At 64.7% G+C, this 20,869-nt stretch carries 15 protein-coding genes; 10 read left to right on the forward strand and 5 right to left on the reverse strand.

Features of this window, described 5'->3' with window-relative positions:
• Positions 1-13 precede the first annotated feature (13 nt).
• The 3 genes from V7082_RS04515 (at position 14) to V7082_RS04525 (ending at position 4,005) form a co-directional block, all read left to right on the forward strand.
• Positions 14-895 (forward strand): MurR/RpiR family transcriptional regulator, encoded by an 882-nt coding sequence (locus V7082_RS04515; RefSeq protein WP_334146422.1) that lies wholly within the window; start codon positions 14-16, stop codon positions 893-895.
• Between the two features lie 237 nt (positions 896-1,132).
• The gene (locus V7082_RS04520; RefSeq protein WP_334146423.1) at positions 1,133-3,439 is read left to right on the forward strand and encodes a TonB-dependent receptor; all 2,307 of its coding nucleotides are present in this window, start codon (positions 1,133-1,135) and stop codon (positions 3,437-3,439) included.
• Positions 3,440-3,507: 68 nt separating this feature from the next.
• Positions 3,508-4,005, forward strand: coding sequence for an RrF2 family transcriptional regulator (locus V7082_RS04525; RefSeq protein ID WP_334146424.1), 498 nt, complete (start codon positions 3,508-3,510; stop codon positions 4,003-4,005).
• A gap of 254 nt (positions 4,006-4,259) precedes the next feature.
• Here V7082_RS04525 and V7082_RS04530 read toward each other — a convergent pair whose 3' ends face one another.
• Complete coding sequence (locus tag V7082_RS04530; RefSeq protein ID WP_334146425.1) at positions 4,260-6,332, reverse strand: M3 family metallopeptidase; 2,073 nt, start codon at positions 6,330-6,332, stop codon at positions 4,260-4,262.
• A 330-nt stretch (positions 6,333-6,662) separates the two neighbouring features.
• On the opposite strand from V7082_RS04530, the gene V7082_RS04535 reads away from it, so the two are divergent.
• Positions 6,663-7,064, forward strand: coding sequence for a DUF2794 domain-containing protein (locus V7082_RS04535; RefSeq protein ID WP_334146426.1), 402 nt, complete (start codon positions 6,663-6,665; stop codon positions 7,062-7,064).
• 102 nt (positions 7,065-7,166) lie between these two features.
• Here V7082_RS04535 and V7082_RS04540 read toward each other — a convergent pair whose 3' ends face one another.
• The 3 genes from V7082_RS04540 to V7082_RS04550 form a co-directional block, all read right to left on the reverse strand.
• Positions 7,167-7,940: a Bax inhibitor-1/YccA family protein gene (locus V7082_RS04540; protein WP_334146427.1), complete on the reverse strand. Its 774-nt coding sequence runs from the start codon at positions 7,938-7,940 to the stop codon at positions 7,167-7,169.
• Positions 7,941-8,163: 223 nt separating this feature from the next.
• Positions 8,164-10,752 (reverse strand): ABC transporter permease, encoded by a 2,589-nt coding sequence (locus V7082_RS04545; protein WP_334146428.1) that lies wholly within the window; start codon positions 10,750-10,752, stop codon positions 8,164-8,166.
• On the reverse strand, positions 10,749-11,459 hold the full coding sequence (locus tag V7082_RS04550) for an ABC transporter ATP-binding protein (RefSeq protein ID WP_334146429.1): 711 nt from the start codon (positions 11,457-11,459) through the stop codon (positions 10,749-10,751). The genes V7082_RS04545 and V7082_RS04550 overlap by 4 nt, the downstream gene beginning before the upstream one ends.
• Before the next feature lie 57 nt (positions 11,460-11,516).
• Here V7082_RS04550 and V7082_RS04555 point away from each other — a divergent pair, with 57 nt between their 5' ends.
• From V7082_RS04555 to V7082_RS04570, 4 genes are all read left to right on the forward strand, one after another.
• On the forward strand, positions 11,517-12,218 hold the full coding sequence (locus V7082_RS04555) for an arylesterase (protein ID WP_442909753.1): 702 nt from the start codon (positions 11,517-11,519) through the stop codon (positions 12,216-12,218).
• Between the two features lie 45 nt (positions 12,219-12,263).
• Positions 12,264-12,827, forward strand: a complete 564-nt coding sequence (gene thpR, locus V7082_RS04560) for an RNA 2',3'-cyclic phosphodiesterase (protein ID WP_334146430.1) — start codon at positions 12,264-12,266, stop codon at positions 12,825-12,827.
• Between the two features lie 114 nt (positions 12,828-12,941).
• Positions 12,942-14,351, forward strand: a complete 1,410-nt coding sequence (locus V7082_RS04565; RefSeq protein WP_334146431.1) for an MFS transporter — start codon at positions 12,942-12,944, stop codon at positions 14,349-14,351.
• A gap of 160 nt (positions 14,352-14,511) precedes the next feature.
• On the forward strand, positions 14,512-15,786 hold the full coding sequence (locus V7082_RS04570; RefSeq protein ID WP_334146432.1) for an ABC transporter substrate-binding protein: 1,275 nt from the start codon (positions 14,512-14,514) through the stop codon (positions 15,784-15,786).
• A 247-nt stretch (positions 15,787-16,033) separates the two neighbouring features.
• On the opposite strand, the gene V7082_RS04575 is transcribed toward V7082_RS04570, so the two are convergent.
• On the reverse strand, positions 16,034-16,849 hold the full coding sequence (locus V7082_RS04575; RefSeq protein WP_334146433.1) for a FadR/GntR family transcriptional regulator: 816 nt from the start codon (positions 16,847-16,849) through the stop codon (positions 16,034-16,036).
• 411 nt (positions 16,850-17,260) lie between these two features.
• Here V7082_RS04575 and V7082_RS04580 point away from each other — a divergent pair, with 411 nt between their 5' ends.
• Both V7082_RS04580 and V7082_RS04585 read left to right on the forward strand, forming a co-directional pair.
• Entirely contained in the window at positions 17,261-19,450 is a 2,190-nt protein-coding gene (locus V7082_RS04580; RefSeq protein ID WP_334146434.1) for an oxidoreductase, read from the forward strand.
• 283 nt (positions 19,451-19,733) lie between these two features.
• Positions 19,734-20,843 carry an aminomethyltransferase family protein gene (locus tag V7082_RS04585; RefSeq protein WP_334146435.1) on the forward strand — a complete coding sequence of 370 codons (1,110 nt, stop codon included), beginning with the start codon at positions 19,734-19,736 and terminating at the stop codon, positions 20,841-20,843.
• The last annotated feature ends 26 nt before the right edge of the window (positions 20,844-20,869 follow it).

Consider the following 20,869-nt stretch of genomic DNA (forward strand, 5'->3'; position numbering starts at 1 on the left):
GGGACGTCACGCCATGAAACCGGAAGACGACTCGGTAGAGCCCGTCGACAAGCTTGGCAACCGCATCCGGGCACGGATAAACGAGCTGTCACCATCGCTCGCGCGCGTCATCAAGTTCATCGATGCCAACAGACTGGATGCAATGACCAAATCCGCCGTCGATCTGGGCCGCATGATCGGCACGTCGGATGCAAGTGTCATTCGCGCTGTGAAGGCGCTTGGCTTCGAAGGCTTCAAGGACCTGAAGCAGGAGCTCGCAGCCTCGCTCGGAAAGGGACATTCCGCCGCCGACAACATGATCAGGACCCTCACCGACGTCGGCGACTCTTACGATGCTGCGATCGATCGCGTGCTGAACGATCACGAAGCGTCATTCAAGGCGTTAAGGTCTCCCGAAACGCGCGCGCAAATATCCGCAGCGGTGAAACTACTTGCATCGGCCCGCCGCATCGGCGTCTTTGGGCTCGGGCCGTCCTCCCATCTCGCGCGATACTTTGCGCTTCAGGTGACGCGGAGCGGCCGACCCGCACAGGTCTTCGACGGCAGCGGATCGCCGCTTCCCGATCAGTTGCTCGGCATGCAGGACGTGGATGTGGTCGTGATGCTGGCCTACGGCCGGCCTTACAAGGAAGCGACGATCTGCCTGGCCGAAGCGCGCAGGGTCCGTACGCGCATCCTTCTCATCACGGACTCCGCGGAGAAGGGCCTGGCGTCCCATGCGACGGCGGTCGTGGCGGTGCACCGGGGCAAGGCTGGCCGCGTGGCTTTGCACGGCGCCACGCTGGTCTGCCTCGAAGCCATCATGTTGGGACTGGCGTCGCGGAACAAGGACCGTTCCATCCTGACGCTGGAGCGCTTGAACGAGCTGCGTAAATCCCTTGGCAAGGCGCCGTAGCGCCCGCGCTTGACGCGGTGTGGCGATCCCGCATCGACGCGGCGATGTCGGAGTTTTCGAGAAATCTCATTATTTACTACTACAGTACGCAAACCGAGTTTGATCCCACGTGAGTAAGCCAGCCAACGACGCATCTGCCGTCCACTAGCCAGCCAGCTTGCGTTTGAGATCCGCACCGCGACAGCAGCATTTGTCGCGGTGCGGCCGACACGGGGGATCATACCTGGGGGATGTCTTATGCGTGAGGTCAAGGGCCGCGGCGCTCGTTCGGCGGCCATTTTCATCGGCACTGTAGTGTCAGGAAGTTTTGGGGTGGGGGCGGGCGCGTTCGCGCAGGAAGCCGCGGCGCCTGCAGAGCTGCCGCCCTTGGAGGTAACGGCGCAAGGCAAGAAGAAAGCCGCCGCGGCGAAGAAGAAGGCCACGACGTCGCCGGTCCCGCAGGCGCCGCCGGCGGTCGTAGAAAGCGTCGACACGGAGCGGGCCGGTGAGGTGGACGGCAGCCTGTCGTCCAACGGCGGTGTCGACGGCTACATCGCAACCAGATCGTCGACCGCCACGAAAACCAATACGCCGATCCTGGATATTCCGCAGTCCATCACGGTTGTGACCAAGCAGCAGGCGAAAGACCAGGGCTCGCGTGACCTGAACAAGGCGCTGACCTTTGTGCCCGGCGTCATCATGGGGCAGGGCGAAGGTCACCGCGACGCGCCGACCATCCGCGGCGTCAGCACCACCGCCGACTTCTTCGTCGACGGCGTTCGCGACGATGTGCAGTACTTCCGCGATCTCTACAATATCGACCGCGTCGAAGTGCTGAAGGGACCGAACGCCATGATCTTCGGGCGCGGCGGCGGCGGCGGCGTCATCAATCGCGTGACCAAGAAGGCCGACGGCGAGCGCATCTATGAGGCGACGACCACCTACGGCTCGTTCGACACCAAGCGCGTCGAGATCGATGCCGGGCAAGCGGTCACCAACGACTTCGCCGTCCGCATCAACGGCATGTATGAGGATTCCGGCAGCTACCGCGACTTCGTGGACCTTGAGCGCTACGGGATCAATCCGACGGTCACCTTCAGGCCTGCCGACGACACCAGGGTTCGTCTCGCCTACGAGTACTTCAGCGAAGACCGCACGGTCGATCGCGGGATTCCGTCAAACTCCGTGACCGGCAAGCCCGCCAAGACCGACTCGTCGACGTTCTTCGGCAACCCCGACGAAAGCTACATGGATTTCAGCGGACACACGGCAACCGCGACCATCGAGCACAAGTTCGACAACGGGATCGAGATCAAGAACCACACGCAGTACGGCAACTACGAGAAGTTCTATCAGAACGTCTTCGCCAACAGCGCCTGGAACGGGATCCCAGGAAGCACTATCGCGCTCGGAGCTTACAATCAGAACACCGACCGCGAGACGATCTTCAATCAGACCGACGTGACGACGAAGATCAATATGGGCTCGGGTATCCGCCACACTTTGCTCGCGGGCGTGGAACTTGGCTATCAGGAAACTGACAATCAGCGCGACCCGAACTCGGGCAACTATTCGATGACACCGGTTCCCTTCAGCAATCCGGTGTCATGGCAAGTCCCGGCCTGGGGCACGAACCCCGGCCCCTTCAATCACTCCGAGCTCAATCTCGCCGGCGTTTACCTGCAGGATCAGATCGAGATCACGCGATATTTCGACGTAATCGGAGGGATCCGGTTCGACCGCTTCGATCTGGACTATACCTGCCATACGCCGGATGGGTTCTCGAATCGCTGCGCGACGGGTGGCACGCCGTCAAACGCCAACACGACGGGGTTCAGCCGCGTTGACGAGGTCTGGTCGCCGCGCGTTGGTGTGGTCTTCAAGCCCATCGAACCTCTGTCGCTCTATGCCAGCTACTCGAAGTCGTTCCTGCCGCAGTCGGGTGATCAGTTTGGCACCCTGACTGCCGTGACCGAGAATTTCAAACCCGAGGAGTTCGAGAACAAGGAGATCGGCGTCAAGTGGGAGGTCGCCCCCCGCCTGCTGATGACCGGCGCGATCTTCCAGCTCGACCGGAAGAACCAGAGCGTGGCGGTGGCGCCCGGGGTCAATGAGATCATCGGCGAAAGCCGAACCGAGGGCGGCGAAATCACGCTTACGGGTTACCTGACCGACGAATGGGAGGTCGTGACCGGCTACAGCTATCAGGAGGCCGAGGTCGTGCAGGGGGCACTGACGTCACCGACGAACGGGAATACGATTGCCCTCGTCCCACGCCACACATTCTCGCTCTGGAACAAGTACCAGTTCCTGCCGAACTGGGCTGCTGGCCTCGGTGTCATCTCACGCAGCGACATGTACGCCAACATCGACAACAACGTGACGCTGCCCGGCTTCGCGCGGGTCGATGCGGCATTGTTCTGGGACATCAACGAGGACTTCAAGGCCCAGCTCAACGTCGAGAACGTGTTCGACATCGACTACTATTCGACGGCGCACAGCAACAACAATATCACGCCTGGCGCTCCGCGGGCCGCCTACTTCACCCTGACGAGCAAGTTCTAGATGAGAAGGCATGGCGGCGACAACGCTGCCATGCCCCATTCCGGTTCGTCAGCAGGAGACAAGACGGAATGCTTATTCCGGCCCGAACCCGACTGGCATGCAGGATCTTGCATTACCTTGCCACCTGTCCCGGCAGTGTGGCGAAACAGGTCGACATCGCAAGGGCGATTTGCGCCCCGAAATCCTACACGGGCAAGGTTGCACGTGAGCTTCTCTTCGCCGGCTTCGTGAAGAGCGTGCGCGGCTACCATGGAGGCTACGCGCTAGCTCTTCCGGCATCATCCATTCGCTTGGGCGACGTGGCGGAGTTCATTGAAGACACAAGGACCTGGAGGTCTCGGCTGCATACCGAGACACCCTTCATGGAAAGCGTTCTGTGTGATGCGCGACGGGCCTTTCTGGATGTGATGAATGAATGCTCGATGGCCAACTTTTGCGCAGAGGCCGGCAGCAACGTGGGCAAATCTGCTGCCCGCAAATCGGGTCACAAGAGTTCGGAAGGCCGCGGCGGCTCCGTCAACGCGCCGAGTGCAAAGTTTGCCGTGGCCAGCAGTGCCCAGGCGTAACGGCACGGCCGGCGCTAAACTACAGACTGCCGCCAGCATTCGCCCACGCGACTAGAGCGTTTCAAGCGAAGTGGGTACCACTTCGCGTTAAAAAAACGCGTCAAACCAAAAACAGAGAGCCTCATCTTTGAGTCTATCAGAGGCGAACAGACTCTAAATGAGAAGGCATGGCAGAGAAGATCGCCGCGATGTCTCATTCCAAGTCACCAAGCCCGGCCTCGGGCTCAGGACTCCCAGGAATTCACCTCCCTCATCTAGACGAGACCGCGCTTGCGGAGCAGGCCGTCGATCTCGGGCGCGCGGCCGCGGAAGGCCACGTAGGCGTCGAGCGCGTCCTCCCGGTTGCCGGCCGCATAGATGTGCCTCTTGAGCCTCGCGGCCGTTTTCCTGTCGAAGACGTTGCCGGCCTCGACGAAGGCGGCAAACGCGTCGGCGTCCATCACCTCCGACCACAGGTAGCAGTAGTAGCTCGCCGCGTAGCCGCCGATGATGTGCTGAAAATGCGGGATCCGGTGGCGCGGAATGATCTCCGCCGGCATGCCGATACGCGCCAGGACCTCGCTTTCGAACGCGTCGATGTCGAGGCCCTTCGCATCCGCGAGCGAATGCAGCTCGAGGTCGAGCAGGGTGGAGGCCGTGTATTCCACCGTCTGGAAGCCCTGGTTGAAGGTGCGCGCGGCTTCGAGCCGGTCCAGCAGCCGCTGCGGGATGGGCTTGCCGGTCTCGGCGTGGAGCGCGAACCGCTTCAGCACCTCGGGGCGCGACAGCCAGTGCTCGTAAAGCTGCGACGGCAGCTCGACGAAATCGCGCAGCACGTTGGTCATGGCGAGCGAGGGATACGTCACGTCCGACAGGAGACCGTGCAGGCCGTGCCCCAGCTCGTGGAACAGCGTGCGCGCGTCGTCGAAGGAGAGCAACGTCGGCTGGCCGGGGGCGCCACGCGCCACGCTCATGACGTTGACGACGATAGGGCGCACGGTGCCGGTGAGCTTCTGCTGCGTGCGGTGGGACGACATCCAGGCGCCCGAGCGCTTTGAGGGCCGCGCATAGTAGTCGCCGTAGAAAAGGCCCACATGCTCGCCCGCCTTGGTCCTCACCTCCCAGGCGCGCACGTCCGGGTGATAGACTGGCACGTCGCTCCGCTCCTCGAACACGATGCCGAACAGGCGGCCCGCCGTATCGAACGCCGCTTCCAGCACGTTCTCGAGCACGAGGTAGCCGCGCACCTCGGCCTCGTCGAGGTCGTAGCGCGCCTTGCGCTCCTTCTCGGCATAGTAGCGCCAGTCCCAAGCGGCGATCTTGAAGTTCTCGCCGTCCGAGCGGGCGCGCGCCTCGAGGGCATCGCGCTCGGCACGGGCGCGACGCAGCGCCGCCGGCCAGACCTTGTCGAGCAGCGCCCTCACCGCAGCAGGCGTCTTGGCCATGGTGTCCTCGAGCGCGTAGGCGGCGAAGGTGTCGAAGCCCAGGAGATGCGCCAGCTCGGCCCGCAGGCCCATCATCTCGACGATGATCTTGCGGTTGTCGGTCTTGCCGCCGTTCTCGCCGCGCTTGCTCCAGGCTTTCCAGGCCTCCTCGCGCAGGTCGCGGCGGGCGGAGAACTGCAGGAACGGCTCGACGCTCGAGCGCGCGAGCGTGATGGCGTGCTTGCCGGGCTTCCCGAGCTCGAGCGCGGCCTGGGCGGCGGACGCACGGAACGATTGCGGAAGCCCCGCAAGGTCGCGCTCGCCTTCGAGAACCATGTGCCAGGCCTGCTCGTCGGCGAGCACATTCTGCGTGAAGGCCGTGCCGAGCGTTGCAAGCGCGGTGTTGATTTCGGCGATGCGTTTCCTGGCCTTGGCGTCGAGCTTGGCGCCGGCGCGCACGAAACCCTTGTAGGTGCACTCGAGAACGCGCAGCGCCTCGGCGTCGAGCCCGAGCCCGGCGCGCCGCTCGTAAAGGTCGGCGATGCGCAGGAAGAGCTTGCGGTTGAGCAGGATCGCGCTCTGGTGTCGCGCCAGGCGGGGCGCCATCTGCCGCTCGACGGCTTGCAGGGCCGCGTTGGTGTCGGCGCTCGCGAGGTTGAAGAAAACGTCGGCGACCTTGGAGAGGAGCGCGCCGCTCTTCTCCAGCGCGACGATCGTGTTTGCGAACGTGGGTTTCGCCGCCCGCCCGGCAATTTCGGCGATCTCGTCCTTGTGGGCCTGCAACGCGACGTCGAAGGCGGGCTTGTAATCGCGGGGCGCGATGGACTTAAAGGGCGGCGCCTTGAACGGCGTGCGCCAGGGCGCGAGCAGCGGATTGCGCCGGCCCTCGTCCGCTCTCTTAGGGGTGCTCCGCGCGATCGCCATCTCTCCACCTCTCCGAAGCCACAGGGTCGACATCGATATCGGAGCCGGCCCTTAAAAACCAAGGGGTGGGCACGAGTCCGAGGCGACCGGCAGGCCGGAGACTGGAGAAGAAATGAGGCCCGGTCCAGGGAGATTTGCCTCGGATGGGGGCTTGGGATTGATCCGAGGCTGGGGATGGACCGGGCCAGACGCTGTAGGCATGTATCCTACGCGGCAATGGGGCCTGCTCACGGACGCTTTGTGGCGCCGATGTGAAATGTTTGCCGAGAGCGGCTTGAAAAATCGAAAGTCCGGCGCGATCATCATGCGAGGTCAGCAGGGAGGCGCGCTTTGAGCGAATCCGACCCCATACGCTTCCGCCCGCGCGAGTCGGGCGGTTCCCCGCGCGCTCAGGCGCAACGCAGCCCCGTATCCTTCCCGTCCTCCCGCATCGGCCCGCCGGTCGTTGCCTTCAACCGTGCCGAGCTTGACGCCATCCTGGCCGTCTATGCGCGCAAGGTCGCGGCCGGCGAATGGCGCGACTATGCGCTCGAGATGGGTCGCGAGAAGGCGGTGTTTGCGATTTTCCAGCGCACCAGCGAATACCCGCTGTTCCGGGTGGAGAAGTGTCCGCGGCTGGCGCGCCGTCAGGGCGCCTATAGCGTGGTGCTGCGGAGCGGGATCATCCTCAAGCGCGGCCACGACCTCGCCCGTGTGCTCGCCGCCTGCGAAAGCGTGAAGCTCAGCCATTGAAGCGGGGCCGCAAAGCGCCCCGCCACGCGGCACCGCAGAACGAAAAAAGGGCCCCGCTTCGAACGGGGCCCTTTTTCGTGTTTCAGGCCGCAGCCGCTCCCGCTACTCGCGGTTTCCGAGCAGCGACAGAAGATTGACGAAGAGGCCGACGAAGTCCTGGTAGAGCGACAGCGCGCCCATGACGGAAGCCTTGGCGGCCGCCTCCGCGTTGCCGGCCACCTCGAAGTAGACGTCCTTGATGCGCTGCGTATCGTAGGCGGTGAAGCCCGCGAACACGAGGACGCCGATGACCGAGATCGCGAAGTGCATGGCGCTCGACTGCATGAAGATGTTCACGACCATGGCGATGATGACGCCGATGAGGCCCATGAACAGGAACGAGCCCCAGCCGGAAATATCGCGCTTCGTCGTGTAGCCCCAGACGCTCAGGGACGCGAACGTCGCCGCGGTGATGAAGAACACGTTGGCGATCGACGTGCCGGTGAAGACCAGGAGCAGCGAAGAGAGCGACGCGCCGACGAGGGCGGCGTAGACCCAGAACGAGGTGCGCGCGGCGCCGACGCTCATGCTGCCGACGCGGAACGCGAAGAAGAACACGAATGCGACCGGCGCCAGGAACAGCAGCCACTTGAGCGGGCTCGTGTAGAGCGCAACGCCGAACGAGGTCAGCATCTGGCCGTTCGGAAGCGTCGCGGCAGCCGAGCTCGGGTTGCTGGTGACGGCCATCGAGAACACCAGGTAGGCGACGATGCCGGTCAGCGCGACGCCGGCCGCCATGTAGTTGTAGACGCCCAGCATGTATGCGCGCAGACCTTCGTCGACGTCGGCGCGGCCAACGGTCGTCGCTTGCGTATATCTGCTGTCAAACTGTGCCATCGTGTTTCGAGTCCCCTTAAAGACCTTGGAGCGCAAACGGAATTTGCCATCGGCATATTGGAGGGACATGCCTCCCTTTCAAGGAGCACCTCTCCACCATGCCGCCGTCTCAGCCGTGTATATATGCCAATTCGGCCAGAATGTTAATGTCTGAGGTTCGGTAAAACGGCCCAGAATACTGAGGGGTGGTTACGTATGAGCCGGCTGTAACAGGCCGTTCTTCCTACTCCGACCTCAGGATGGCGGCGGGTCTCGCCCGCAGAACCGCCCAGGTGCCGAGCGCGCCGAACATCAGGACGAGCCCGATCGCCAGCGCCAGGGCGCTGAGAACGGCAGCCGGGCTGAAGGTGAAGGGGATCTTCATCACCTCGGTCACGGCGACCCAGGCCGAGAGCGTGCCGAGGGCGGCCGCGAACAGTCCGGCGACGACGGCGAGCAGCACGTATTCGAGGGCATGCGAGGTGAGCACGCGCCGCCGCGTGGCGCCGAGCACCTTCAGCACCACGGCCTCCAGGATACGGCGGCGCTGTGCGGTTGCCAGTGCACCCGCCAGCACCAGCGCGCCGGCAACCAGCGTCACACCCCCGGCGACGCGCACGGCCACCATGACCTTGGACAGGATGGCATTGACGGCGGCCAGCGCGTCCTTGACCCGGATCACCGTGACCGAGGGGAAGGCCTTGCCGATGACGCGGCCGAGGTTGGCCTCGGTCGCGAGCGCCACGCCGTCCGGCAGGCTGATGGTGGCGAGCAGGTTATGGGGGGCGCCTGCGAGCGCGCTCGGGGAGAACACCATGACGAAGTTCAGCGACAGGCTCTCCCACTTCACCTCGCGCAGGTTGGCGATGCGCGCGGTGAGGTTGCGGCCGAGCACGTTGACGGTCACGGTATCGCCGATGGCGAGCCCGAGGTGGTGTGCTAGGTCGCGCTCGAAGGAGACCAGCGGCTCGCCCGAATAGTCGGCCGGCCACCATTGGCCCTCGACCAGCGTCGAGCCTTCGGGCAGCGTGTCCGAGTAGGTGAGGCCGCGGTCGCCGTGGAGGACCCATTGCGCCTCGGGTGGGGGCTTCACCTCCTCCACCTTGCGGCCATTGAGCTCGACCAGGCGGCCGCGCAGCATCGGCGCCGCGGTGACGTGGGCCCCCGGGGCCTCCGTTTCGACGATCGCGACGAGGCGGTCGGCCTCGGCCTTCGGCACGTCGAGCAGGAAGTGGCTCGGAGCCCGCTGCGGCAGGCGGCTCGTCAGCTCGTGCATGAGCGAGGCATCGGCGAGCGCGACGGCGACCAGCAGCGACAGTCCGGCGCCGAGCGAGATGACGACCGAGCGCGTGAGGCCGCCCGGTGCACCGATGTTGCCGATGGCGAGCGCCAGCTCCGGCCATCGGGGCCGCGGCAGGTGGCGCGCGACGCGCGTCACCAGGGTGCCGAGGCCGGTGAAGACCGCAAACACGAGCACCAGCCCGCCGCAGAAATAGGACGCGATGCGCGCCGATTCCGCCATCGTCAGCACGAACCCCAGCAGAGCGAGGGCCACGGCGCCGGTGAGGGCGACGATGCCCCAGCGCGGCCGGACGCGTTCCGGCGCGACCTCGTCGCGAAAGAGCACGGACGGCTTGATCAGCTCGGCCCGCCCCAGCGGCCAGAGCGTGAACAGAAGCGCGACCAGCATGCCGTAGGTCGCGCTGGCGAGGATGCTCGCGGCCGAATAGCCGAGCTCGGCCCTGACGGGCATGAGGTCGCCGTAGGCGGCGATCAGGAGCCGCGGCACGGAGAGGCCGATCGCAAGCCCCAGCCCGACGCCGATCAGCGCAATCGCCAGCACCTGGATCAGGAAGATCAGGAGCACGGTGCGGCTGGTGGCCCCGACCGTCTTCATGATGGCGATGACAGTGCGGCGGCGCTCGATGAAGGTCTGAACCGCGCTGGCGATCCCGACGCCGCCGACGAGCAGGGCGGAAAGGCCGAGGAAGGTCAGGAACTGGCGCAGGCGGTCGAGCGTGCGCGTGATCTGCGGGGACGGGTCGCGACGGTCGGCGATGACGAAGCCCTGGCCGGCGAGCGCCGCGCTCGCCGTTGCGCGGAACCGGGCGAGGTCTGCCGGCGCGCCGTCGCTCTCGGGAGCGAGCGTCACGGCGTAGCGCCAGCGCACGAGCGTGCCCGGCTGCACGAGGCCGGTCTTGAGAAGGGTTGCTTCGGAGATGAACACGCGGGGGCCGTAGGTCAGGCGGTCGGCCACGGCGTCGGGCTCGGACGCGAGCGTCGCCTCGACGACGACCTCGGCCGCCCCGATGCGCATCCTGTCGCCGATCCCGAGGCCGAGCTCGCTCAGGAGCACGCGATCGACGACGGCGCCTCCGGGCGCGGCCATGGCGTCGGCGAACGGCGCGCCATCGACCTCCACCCGGCCGGCGAGCGGGTAGGCCGCGTCTACGGCCTTCACCTCGACGAGCCCCTGCTGCTCGCCGTCGAGGCGGCGCGCCATGGTGCGCAAGGTCGCCGTTTCGCTGACGCGGCCATGGGCCTCGAGCCAGTTCCGCTCGGCGTCCGTCGCGCGGGCGTGCATGCGGGAGAACGTGGCATCACCCCCGAGGATGATCCCGCCTTGGGTTTCGAAGCCGGCGCGGAGCGCGTCGGAAAGCGTGCCGACGGTGGCGATCACCGCGACTCCGAGCGCGATAGAGGCCATGAAGATGTAGAAGCCGGAGAAACCCGCGCCGAGCTCGCGGAGCGCGATGGCGAAGAGGCGCGAAACGGCAAGGCCCGGGCGCGCGCGCCGGGCTGGCGCGCCGACGTCCGCCGCAGCCGCGCTCATGCGGCCACCATGGTCTGCTCATCGGCGACGATCTTTCCGTCGGCCATGCGGATGGTGCGCTCGCACGCCCCGGCGAGCCGGTCGTCGTGCGTCACCAGCACCAGCGTGGCGCCGCTCCGCTGCTTCAGGCCGAACAGAAGCTCGACCACCTGGCGGCCGGTCTTGCCGTCGAGATTGCCCGTCGGCTCGTCGGCCAGGAGCAGCTTGGGCTCGGGCGCGAGCGCGCGGGCGAGCGCGACGCGCTGCTGCTCGCCGCCCGAAAGCTGGGCCGGAAAATGATCGAGGCGCGGCCCCAAACCTACATCCGACAGCAGCGCCCGCGCGCGGTCGCGGGCCCCTTTCGCTCCGGCGAACTCGAGGGGGAGGGCGACGTTCTCGAGCGCGGTCATGGTCGGGATCAGATGGAACGACTGGAAGACGATGCCGATGTCCTCACCGCGGGCGAGCGCCATCCGATCCTCGTCGAGAGCATTGAAATCGCGTCCGGCAACGTGCACATCCCCACGCGTGGCCCGCTCGAGACCGGCGAGGATCATGAGCAGCGACGTTTTCCCCGACCCCGATGGGCCAACGATGGCGAGCGACTGGCCCGCCGGCACATCGAGCGAGACCCCTTTCAGGATCTCCACCAGACCGGCCCGGCTTTCGAGGTTGAGCCGGACGTCGCTCAGGTGGATGATCGGCTGGGGCACGTGCGGAAGCTCCATCGGACGGCGTGAAAACAGTCGCGGCTCACGAGTGTCGAAGTGCGATAAGGCAAAAAAATGAAGGCAAAGCAAAGTGCTTCCACCGTCCGTGGTCACATGGTGCGGCTGGCCGTCATCGTCAACCTCCTGCTTGCCGCCGGCTTCGGCCCCGCCGCGGCCGCCGAGGAGCAGGCGCCCCCCGTGCGCATCGTCGCCTTCGGCGACAGCCTGACGGCAGGCTACAGGCTGGCGCCTGGCGAAGCATTTCCCGCTCAGCTCGCCGAGGCCCTCAAGGCGAAGGGCGTGGCCGCCGAGATCGCCAACGCGGGCGTGTCCGGCGATACGACGGCGGCGGGGCTCGGGCGCCTCGACTGGGCGATCCCCGAAGGCACGGACGCGGTCATCGTCGAGCTCGGCGCCAACGACGCGCTGCGCGGTATCGATCCCGACGAGACGCGCCGCAACCTCGATGCGATCCTGAGCCGCCTCAAAGCGCGCAACATCGACGTGCTGCTCGCGGGAATGGCGGCGCCAAAGAACTGGGGCGAGGCGTACGAAGCCCGCTTTGCGACGATCTTCAGCGATCTCGCAGCCAAGCACGACGTGCTGCTCTATCCCTTCTTCCTCGACGGCGTGGCCCTCGATGCGAAGCTCAACCTCGAGGATGGGCTGCATCCGACGGGCGCCGGCGTCTCCGTGATCGTGACCCGCATTTTGCCGGAGGTCGAACGGCTGATCGACCGCGTCGAAGTGCGGCGCGCAGCCTCCTCCAAATCCTGACGCCAACCCGCCCAGATACCGAGAAGACACCGAGAGGAGGTTGCCATGCCCCGCCTCTTCACCGCCATCCCGCTCCCGGCGGCGCTGGCCGACACCCTTGCCGGCCTCTCTGCTCCGCTCGCGGGCGCACGCTGGATCGATCCCGGGGACATGCACCTGACGCTGCGGTTTGCCGGCGACCTCGACAATCGCACCGCCGACGAATTCCACGCGGCCCTCTCCGCCATCGGCGAGCCGGCGTTCACGCTCAAGCTCGCGGGCTTCGGCGCCTTCGGCGGCCAGCAGCCGCGCACGCTGTGGGCCGGCGTCGCGGAAAGCCGATGGCTCGACGCCCTGGCGCGAGCCAACGAGCGCGCCGCGCGCAGTGCCGGCCTGCCGCCCGAGCGGCACGGCTTCAAGCCGCACGTCACGCTCGCGCGCCTCAAGGGCACGCGGCCGGAGGCCGTGGCGCGCATGCTGGAGGGGCTCGGCGCATTCACGAGCGCGCCCTTTCCGGTCGAGAGCTTCTCACTCTTTTCCTCGCGCCCCAAGGTGGGCGGCGGGCCGTATGTGATCGAGGACACGTTCCGGCTTCGCCGCGCCGACGCGTCCGGTCCCTGGGCCGGCTGACCGCCCGCACCCACGCGCCGGGCCGGCCTCGCGAAGAGGCGCGCGCCTTGAGGCCGTCTGGGCTATAGACCTTGAGAACAGGCGCGAGGCTTGGGGGATTTGGGGGAGCGACCCGTGCAGGATAGAGCAACTGACATCGGCGTGCGCGAGGCGGCCCCGCGGCGGGCGCTCGCCTCCTGGGTGATGTTCGACTGGGCGACACAGCCTTACTACACGCTGGTGCTCACGTTCCTGTTCGCGCCCTACTTCGCCAACGCCGTCGCCCCCTCCGCCGCCGAGGGCCAGGCGCTGTGGGGCTACGCGGCAGCCGCGGCCGGCGTGATCATCGCCCTCGGCAGCCCGTTCCTCGGCGCCATGGCCGACGGAGGCGGCCGGCGCAAGCCGTGGATGGCGCTGTTCTCGGTGCTGTTCGTCGCCGGTCTCGCGACGCTGTGGCTCGCCGTGCCGGGCGCGGATGCGGCAACGCTCGCGCTCGTGCTCGTGGCGTTCGTCGTCGCCACCGCCATGGCCGAGTTCACGAGCGTCTTCACGAACGCGATCATGCCGAGCCTCGTCCCGCACAGCCAGCTCGGCCGTCTCTCCGGCACGGGGTGGGCGGTCGGCTATGCCGGCGGACTCGTGAGCCTCGCCATCATGGCTGGGCTCGTCGTCTGCGATCCCGCGACCGGCAAGACGATGCTCGGTCTCGATCCGTTGCTCGCCCTCGACACGGGCGCGCGGGAAAGCGACCGCCTGGTGGGCCCCTTCGCGGCGCTCTGGTACGGGCTCTTCATCATCCCTTTCTTTCTTTTCGTGCCGGACGCCAAGCGCCAGGCACGGACCCGCGGCTGGCGGGCGCCGCTCGCCGAGCTGTGGCAGACCATCCGGTCGCTGCCGTCGCACCGCGACCTGCTGCTCTTCCTTGTCGCGCGCATGCTCTATTCGGACGGCCTCGCCGCGATCTTCGCGTTCGGCGGCATCTACGGCGCGGCGGTGTTCGGCTGGGGGGCACTCGAGCTCGGCCTGTTCGGCATCGTGCTGACGCTCACCGGCGTGCTCGGCGCCCTCATCGGCGGCGTGCTCGATGACAGGATCGGCTCGAAGGCCGTCATCGTCCTGTCGCTCCTGCTGCTGCTCGCCGGCGCGTTCGGCATCCTGTCAGTCGACCCCAACCACGTGCTCTACCTCCGCGAGGTGGCCCCCAAGATGCCGGGGTCGGAGCCCTTCTCGTCGACGGGCGAAAGGGTGTTCCTGGCCTCCGCCGTGATCGTCGGCCTCGTCGCCGCGCCCGTCCAGGCGGCGAGCCGCGCCCTTCTCGCGCGCCTCGCCCCGCCCGAGAAGATGACGCAATACTTCGGGCTGTTCGCGTTCTCCGGGAAGGTCACGGCGTTCATGGCCCCGCTCCTGGTTGCCGTCGTCACGCAGGCGAGCGGCAGCCAGCGCATCGGCATGGCATCGATTTCCGTGTTCCTGATCGTGGGTCTCGTCCTGATGCTGGGCGTCCGCACGACCCAGGCCCCCTCCCGCTCCCATGGGCCCGTTTAGGATGGAGCCCCAGATGGAGCGCTTTCCGGGCCGGAGGGGTGATCCGCCCGCCAGGGGGCGCCGTTACGTCATCCGGGCCCAGGGGGCGCAGGAACCGCCGCATTGAAAGTCGGCAGCCTCAGTGCAACACATAGGACCATCGATTGATCTAGGATGCCTCATGCTGTCTCGATCCGCGCTCGCATCAACTCTGTCTCTGGCGTTTCCGCGGACTGTTATCGATAGCCAGCGACTCTTGCGAATTGGATTGCTGGCGCCGCTGTCGGGCAAGATGAAATCCTGGGGCGAGCCCGGATACCAAGGGTGCCGCATCTGGCAGGACTGGGTGAATGAAAACGGCGGCATGCGCGTCGGCGACCGTCGTTATCGGGTCGACGTCATCGCCTACGACACCGAGTTCAAGCCTGCCAAAGCGCTGGCGGGAGCCCGCAAGCTGATCATCGATCACGACGTGCAAATTCTGATGATGTTGGGCGGAAACGATTTTTCCCGCCCGTTACGGGACTTCATCAATCAGACGAGAACGCTCGTGACCACGCTTCTGCCGAGCGACCTGACACCCGATGCGCGGACGTTGATTGCGCCGTGTGAGGTGCACCCCATTTACAACGTGACGGGCGTCGACTGGTTGGTGCGCGACGATCCGAGCCTCCGCACCGTTGCCATGTGCACCCAGAACGACGCACACGGTCTTCCATCTGTTGCCACATACCGGGCCGCATTCGAGGCTGCGGGGTTGGAACTCATTGACGAGCACCTGTTCCCCGCAGAGACGAGCGACGTGTCCGATATTATCGGTGGGGTCTTGGAGAAGAAGCCAGACGTTCTGTGCTGGGACACGGCTTATGAGCCGTTCGTGCACGCCATGACGATCGAAGCCTACAAGCGCGGCTTCCAGGGTCGGATCATATCATGCACGTGCGATAATTATTCGGCTTTAATCGAGAAGACCAGCCCGCAATTCATGGAGAATTTCGTTTTCCAGTTTCCCGATTTCGATGATCCGCGGCTCCGTGAGACGAAAATAAACTTCGCCCAACCAAACCGCTTCCACCAGGAGTTCTGCAGGCGTTATCCAGGGGCCTGGAGCGCCGTGTCGTGGGAATATGCGGCCATTCTCGAAATGTGGAAATCAGCGGTGGAGCGCGCACGCACGGTCGAGCCGCTGACGATCCTCGCCATGATGAAGATCGGCGGAAAGGGCAATCATGTCTTCGGCGAGGCGACATGGTGGGGAAAGGAATTGTTCGGCATCGACAACGCACTGGTCGGGGACTGGCCCGTGGTCGCCATCCGCGACGGCCGTGCGCGCATCGTCGAGTTCGGCTCTCCGCTCGACTGGTGGAACAAACACCGGGAATTGCTCATCAAGCACTTGCGCGCCCTGAACCTCATGTGGGACCAGCGTGAGGAACGCCTGGCGCTGAGCCGATGACGCCTAGGTTGCGTACTCATTATTCGGTGGGGCATTGACGCGAGGACTTTCGTGCCGCCGGCATGAGCGAAAGCGCAGCAAACCTCCATGGTTTGCAAGCTTTCGCGACGAACCGGAAGCGCGAAAGGACCGCGCCCCTGCGGGGTGAGCCAAGACAAGCCAAGGTGCAGGGGCTGGGCGGCGTCATGCTCCTGGCGCTTGGCTTGTCTTGGCTCATCAATGTCCCACCGAATAGTGAGTACGCAACCTAGAGCCTGCTGTTCAACAGGTCGTCCTGTGCTCCTGCGATGACGAGCTTCATGAACGCCGCCGCGCTTTCGGCATCGTGGTTCTCGAGCGCTGTGTAGAGCGACTTCAGGCGGTTCTGGCTTTCGGCGATCCGCTCCGGGGGCAGCGACTGAATGCGTGTCGCGCACCAGTGGGGTTGTTGGCGGACTTCGGTGATGATCCTGTACACGGTGCCGAGCAGCCTGTTGTGGGTCCCCTCCGCGATCTTCATGAGGAACTTCTTCTCGAGGTGCGCGAACTGCTTCGCATCGACGACGATCTTCTCGATCTCATCCAGGATGCTGCGAAGATCGGCCAGGTCACGAACCGACATATAGAGCGCGGCAAGCCTCACCATTTCGGGCTCTATGATGGAGCAGAGGATATTCATTTCAAAAGGTGACGCCGTCTCGGCAACGGCACTGATATCGAGGCTCTGCGCTCCGCCGTCGGCAGGGATCGAGGCGCGCGCCGGCGCGGCTTGCTGAGGCGCGTAGACGACGAATGTTCCGCTGTTCGGATGGCGCTTTACGACCTCGTAGGTCTCCAGGAACCCGATCACCTTCCGCACGCCGGCACGACTCAGCCTGAACTCGAGCGCCAGCTCCCTCTCCGAAGCGAGGCGCGTCCCGTACGAGTACTGCCCCGTCGCGATCTGATTGAAGATTCCGAGCGCCGCGGCTTTCACGCGTTCCTTGATGAGCGGGTGGTTGGCCGTGCTCACCTCCCAAGGGGGAACGATCGTACCGACGTCGCCGCGATCCGCGCGATTCGCCACCTCGCTGCTCCTGCTCATGGACTTTTTCCCTCGAACGATGCGGGCCGGGACGACGCATGGGGCCCTCCTCCGCCGCAAACGGTCCCATCGACCTGTTCTTCTGGTCCGTTCTGGTTCAAATACATCATTATTGCGATGCAATATTTAGAATTGATATTAGATGGCCCAACAGAAATCAACCATTTTATACCATTGGTATTTGTTATGCGGTAGGCACAATTTAGCTAATCACGACTTGTGTAATAGGCTTATAAATCGCGGATTTCGCGCTGCAGAGATGCTCTTCCCATGTCGGGCTTTTTTGGTCCAAACAGAAATTTTGGGGTTGCGCAAGCAAAAAAAGCAGATCTACTAGATGTATAAATTGAACCAAAATATACAAAATTGGTCCATTCTGGTTCAATTTCACTACGGGAGGAGTAAATTCGGATGGCAAGAAACCCTAAACACGACATTCTCTTCGAACCGATCAAAATCGGCCCGAAGACGATGAAGAACCGGTTTTATCAGGTGCCGCACTGCATCGGCGCCGGCTCGGAGAGGCCCGGAACCCAGGCCGGCCATCGCGGCATGAAGGCGGAAGGCGGATGGGGTGCATGCTGCACCGAATACTGCTCCATCTCGCCCGAATCGGACGATTGCCATCGCGTTTCGGCGCGCATCTGGGACGAAGGCGACGTCATCAACCTGCGTCACCTCAACGACAGCCTCCATAAGTACGGGGCGCTCGGCGGTGTCGAGCTGTGGTACGGCGGCTCGCATGCGCCCTGCATGGAATCGCGCGCCGTCTCCTATGGCCCGACCTCGCAGGCGTCCGAGTTCGAATACCTGACCTACTGCCACGAGGCGGATCTTGACGACATCAAGCATCTGCAGAACCTCTACGTCGAAGCGGCGAAGCGGTCCGTGCAGGCGGGCTTCGACATCGTCTACGTCTACGGCGCCCATAGCTACCTGCCCCTGCAGTTCCTCTCGAAGTACTACAACCGGCGCACCGACGGGTACGGCGGCTCGTTCGAGAACCGCGCACGCTTCTGGATCGAGACGCTCGAGAAGGTGAAAGCGGCCGTCGGGCACGAGGCGGCGATCGCCACGCGCTTTGCCGTCGACACGCTCTACGGCGCCGATGGCGTCGAGGCGCTCGATGAGGGCGTGAAGTTCGTCGAGCTCGTCGACGGCAAGGGCTTGCTCGACCTTTGGGACCTCAATGTCGGCGACATTGCCGAATGGGGCGAGGACGCAGGCCCCTCGCGCTTCTACAAGGCGGGACATCAGCGCAACTGGACCGACGACTGCAAACGCGTCGCCAAGGTGCCTGTGCTGGGCGTCAGCCGCGAAACCAGCCCTGACGACATGGCGGCGCGCATTCACGAAGGCCGCCTCGACATCCTCGGATTCGCCCGCCCGTCGATCGCCGATCCGTTCATCCCCAAGAAGATCGAGGAGGGGCGCTACGAAGATATCCGCGAGTGCATCGGCTGCAACGTCTGCATCTCCCGCTGGGAAATCGGCGGGCCGCCGATGATCTGCACGCAGAACGCCACCGCGAACGAGGAGTACCGCCGCGGCTGGCATCCGGAGAAGTTCTCCAAGACCAAGTCTTCCTGCTCGGTGCTGGTCGTCGGTGCCGGCCCGGCCGGCATGGAGTGCGCGCGCGTTCTCGGCGAGCGTGGCTATAACGTGCACTTGCGTGAAGCCGAGGCGGAAATTGGCGGTCGCATCCGCAAGGTTGTGAAGTATCCGGGACTCACGGAGTGGGGTCGTGTCGCCGTCTATCGGCAGCTCCAGTTCCAGAAGCTCAAGAATGTCGAGGTGCATACCGGCGTCGGCAAAATGACGGCGGACGATGTTCTGAGCTACGGCGCGGACAAGGTCGTCCTCGCGACGGGGTCGCATTGGGCGACGGACGGCGTCAATTTCGTCACGCACGCTCCCGTCGAAGGCATCGACGCTTCGCTGCCTTACGTGTGCACACCGGAGCAGATCCTGCTCGAGAACAAGCCGGTCGGCGACAACGTCCTGGTTGTCGATTGCGACGGTTACTTCACGGGCGTGTCGATGGCCGAGTATCTTGCCGATCAGGGCAAGCACGTGAAGATCCTGACGCCTCTCAAGGGTGTTGCGCCCTATACGCACTTCACGCTGGAGGCGCCCAACCTCCACCGCATGATGTACGAGAAGCACATCCACGAGCTGACCAGCCACTGGTTGACGAAGGTCGAGCCGGGCAAGGCCACCGCCTACTACCTGTTCCGCGATGGCTATCGTCGGATCCCCGGGCCCAAGACCGGCGAGCTGCCGCGTCGCGCCGGGACCGATGTCGTGGAGGTGCCGTTCGACACCATCGTGGTGTGCACGGCGCGCATTCCCAACGACAGCCTGTGGCGCGAGCTTTCCAGGCGGAAGGACGAATGGGCGAAGCAGGAGATTCAGGCGATCTATCAGGCAGGTGACTGCTTCGCGCCCGGTCTCATCGCGCAAGCGGTGTTCGAAGGTCATCGCATCGCCCGCGAGTTCGAATCCTCCAATCCGCAACGGGCGCAGCCGTGGATTCGCGAACGCCAGGTTTGGGGGCACGAGACCTATCCCAAGCTCAGCGACCGCGAGACCATTGGCTGATTGCGCTACGGTTCCCGAGCCGGTTCAACTCCGGCTCGGGCGCTCTTTTGCAAACGATCGATCGCCACAATCCGCAATATCGGATGGAGCCGCCAGGGCGTCGGCCTTCGATTACGGGCATTAGTTTTCCGTAAAATCGCGCGAGCTGTTCTGACACATTGACACCACGCTGCGCCGCCGCGGCCGACCCGTCGGCCCCGCGCATCAAGATATTCGATGAGACCGGCGCGCCGCGCTCGGGAAAAACGAGACCCCCAACACCCAGAATGGAAGGTTCTATGAAATGACGAAACGCAATTCGGTTCTTAACGACCGCCACAAGGCCTTGGGCTCGGATCTTTCGTCCTCCTGGAACGATATGGCGGTGCCGCAGAATTATCTGGCATGCCCCTATGCGGAAGCGGAGATCGTCCGCAACAAGGCCGGACTGTTCGATGTCTCGGCGCTGAAGATCGTCAACGTCGGCGGACCCGGCGCCGTGGCGTTCCTCAATCATCTCCTGACGACCGACATATCGAAGGCCAAGCCGGGGGATTCGCATATCAGCAATATTGTCGACAAGAACGGCGCTCTGGTCGACGACATTCTCGTCTACGTCGATGGCGACGGAAAATACCGCGTCTCCCATGGCGGCGGAGGCTTCGAGGAAGCGGCTGCGGCTGCAAAAGGAGGCTTCGACGTTACGGTGGCGCGCGATGACGACGTCCACATCCTGTCTCTTCAGGGGCCGCTGTCGCTTGAGACCCTCGCGCCGCACACGCCGATGAACCTCGCCGATCTGGCCTACTTCCATCATCAGAAGACGACATTGTTCGGCCGGCCGGTCTCCCTCGCTCGGGGCGGATACTCGGGCGAACGGGGCTATGAGGTGTTCTGCAGCTCGGCGGATGCGCCGTTCCTTTGGGATTCGATCCTCGCTGCGGGCAAAGACAAGGGCATCACGCCCGTATCCTGGTCGTGCCTCGACATCATCCGCGTCGAGGGCGGTCTCCTGTTCTTCCCGTTCGACATGACCCACGTCGACACGACGCCGTGGGAAGTGCGCGCGGACTGGACCGTCGATCTCTCGAAACCGGATTTCATCGGAAAGCAGGCCCTGATCGACAAGAAGGGGAAGGAGCGGTCGTTCATCACGGGGCTCGAAGTCTGGCATCACGACGCGTTGCCGCCGCTCTCCACGGTCTACGCCGATGGAAAAGAGGTCGGGGTGCTGACCAGCACGACGTTTTCGCAGCACCTGATGAAGTCGCTGGCCATGGCTCAGATTGCGCCGGAATACACCAAGCTTGGCACGCAACTCGTCGTTCGCGTGAACAACGACGAGTATCAGGCGACGGTCGTACGCATGCCGTTCTATGACCCGATGCGGCTCAGAACGCATCCCGCAACCTAGCGCGCACATCCTTCCTTCCCGTGCGC

The sequence above is a fragment of the Hyphomicrobium sp. genome, from assembly GCF_036833075.1.
Classification (GTDB): Bacteria; Pseudomonadota; Alphaproteobacteria; order Rhizobiales; family Hyphomicrobiaceae; genus Hyphomicrobium_C.

What these genes read in the sequence shown, in the direction of transcription:
- V7082_RS04575 (WP_334146433.1), bottom strand. Translation starts at nt 16,849, where the DNA reads ATGAGCAGGAGCAGCGAGGTGGCGAATCGCGCGGATCGCGGCGACGTC.
- V7082_RS04585 (WP_334146435.1), top strand. Translation starts at nt 19,734, where the DNA reads ATGACGAAACGCAATTCGGTTCTTAACGACCGCCACAAGGCCTTGGGC.
- V7082_RS04580 (WP_334146434.1), top strand. Translation starts at nt 17,261, where the DNA reads ATGGCAAGAAACCCTAAACACGACATTCTCTTCGAACCGATCAAAATC.
- V7082_RS04545 (WP_334146428.1), bottom strand. Translation starts at nt 10,752, where the DNA reads ATGAGCGCGGCTGCGGCGGACGTCGGCGCGCCAGCCCGGCGCGCGCGC.
- V7082_RS04555 (WP_442909753.1), top strand. Translation starts at nt 11,517, where the DNA reads ATGAAGGCAAAGCAAAGTGCTTCCACCGTCCGTGGTCACATGGTGCGG.
- V7082_RS04525 (WP_334146424.1), top strand. Translation starts at nt 3,508, where the DNA reads ATGCTTATTCCGGCCCGAACCCGACTGGCATGCAGGATCTTGCATTAC.
- V7082_RS04570 (WP_334146432.1), top strand. Translation starts at nt 14,512, where the DNA reads ATGCTGTCTCGATCCGCGCTCGCATCAACTCTGTCTCTGGCGTTTCCG.
- V7082_RS04515 (WP_334146422.1), top strand. Translation starts at nt 14, where the DNA reads ATGAAACCGGAAGACGACTCGGTAGAGCCCGTCGACAAGCTTGGCAAC.
- thpR (WP_334146430.1), top strand. Translation starts at nt 12,264, where the DNA reads ATGCCCCGCCTCTTCACCGCCATCCCGCTCCCGGCGGCGCTGGCCGAC.
- V7082_RS04530 (WP_334146425.1), bottom strand. Translation starts at nt 6,332, where the DNA reads ATGGCGATCGCGCGGAGCACCCCTAAGAGAGCGGACGAGGGCCGGCGC.
- V7082_RS04520 (WP_334146423.1), top strand. Translation starts at nt 1,133, where the DNA reads ATGCGTGAGGTCAAGGGCCGCGGCGCTCGTTCGGCGGCCATTTTCATC.
- V7082_RS04540 (WP_334146427.1), bottom strand. Translation starts at nt 7,940, where the DNA reads ATGGCACAGTTTGACAGCAGATATACGCAAGCGACGACCGTTGGCCGC.
- V7082_RS04550 (WP_334146429.1), bottom strand. Translation starts at nt 11,459, where the DNA reads ATGGAGCTTCCGCACGTGCCCCAGCCGATCATCCACCTGAGCGACGTC.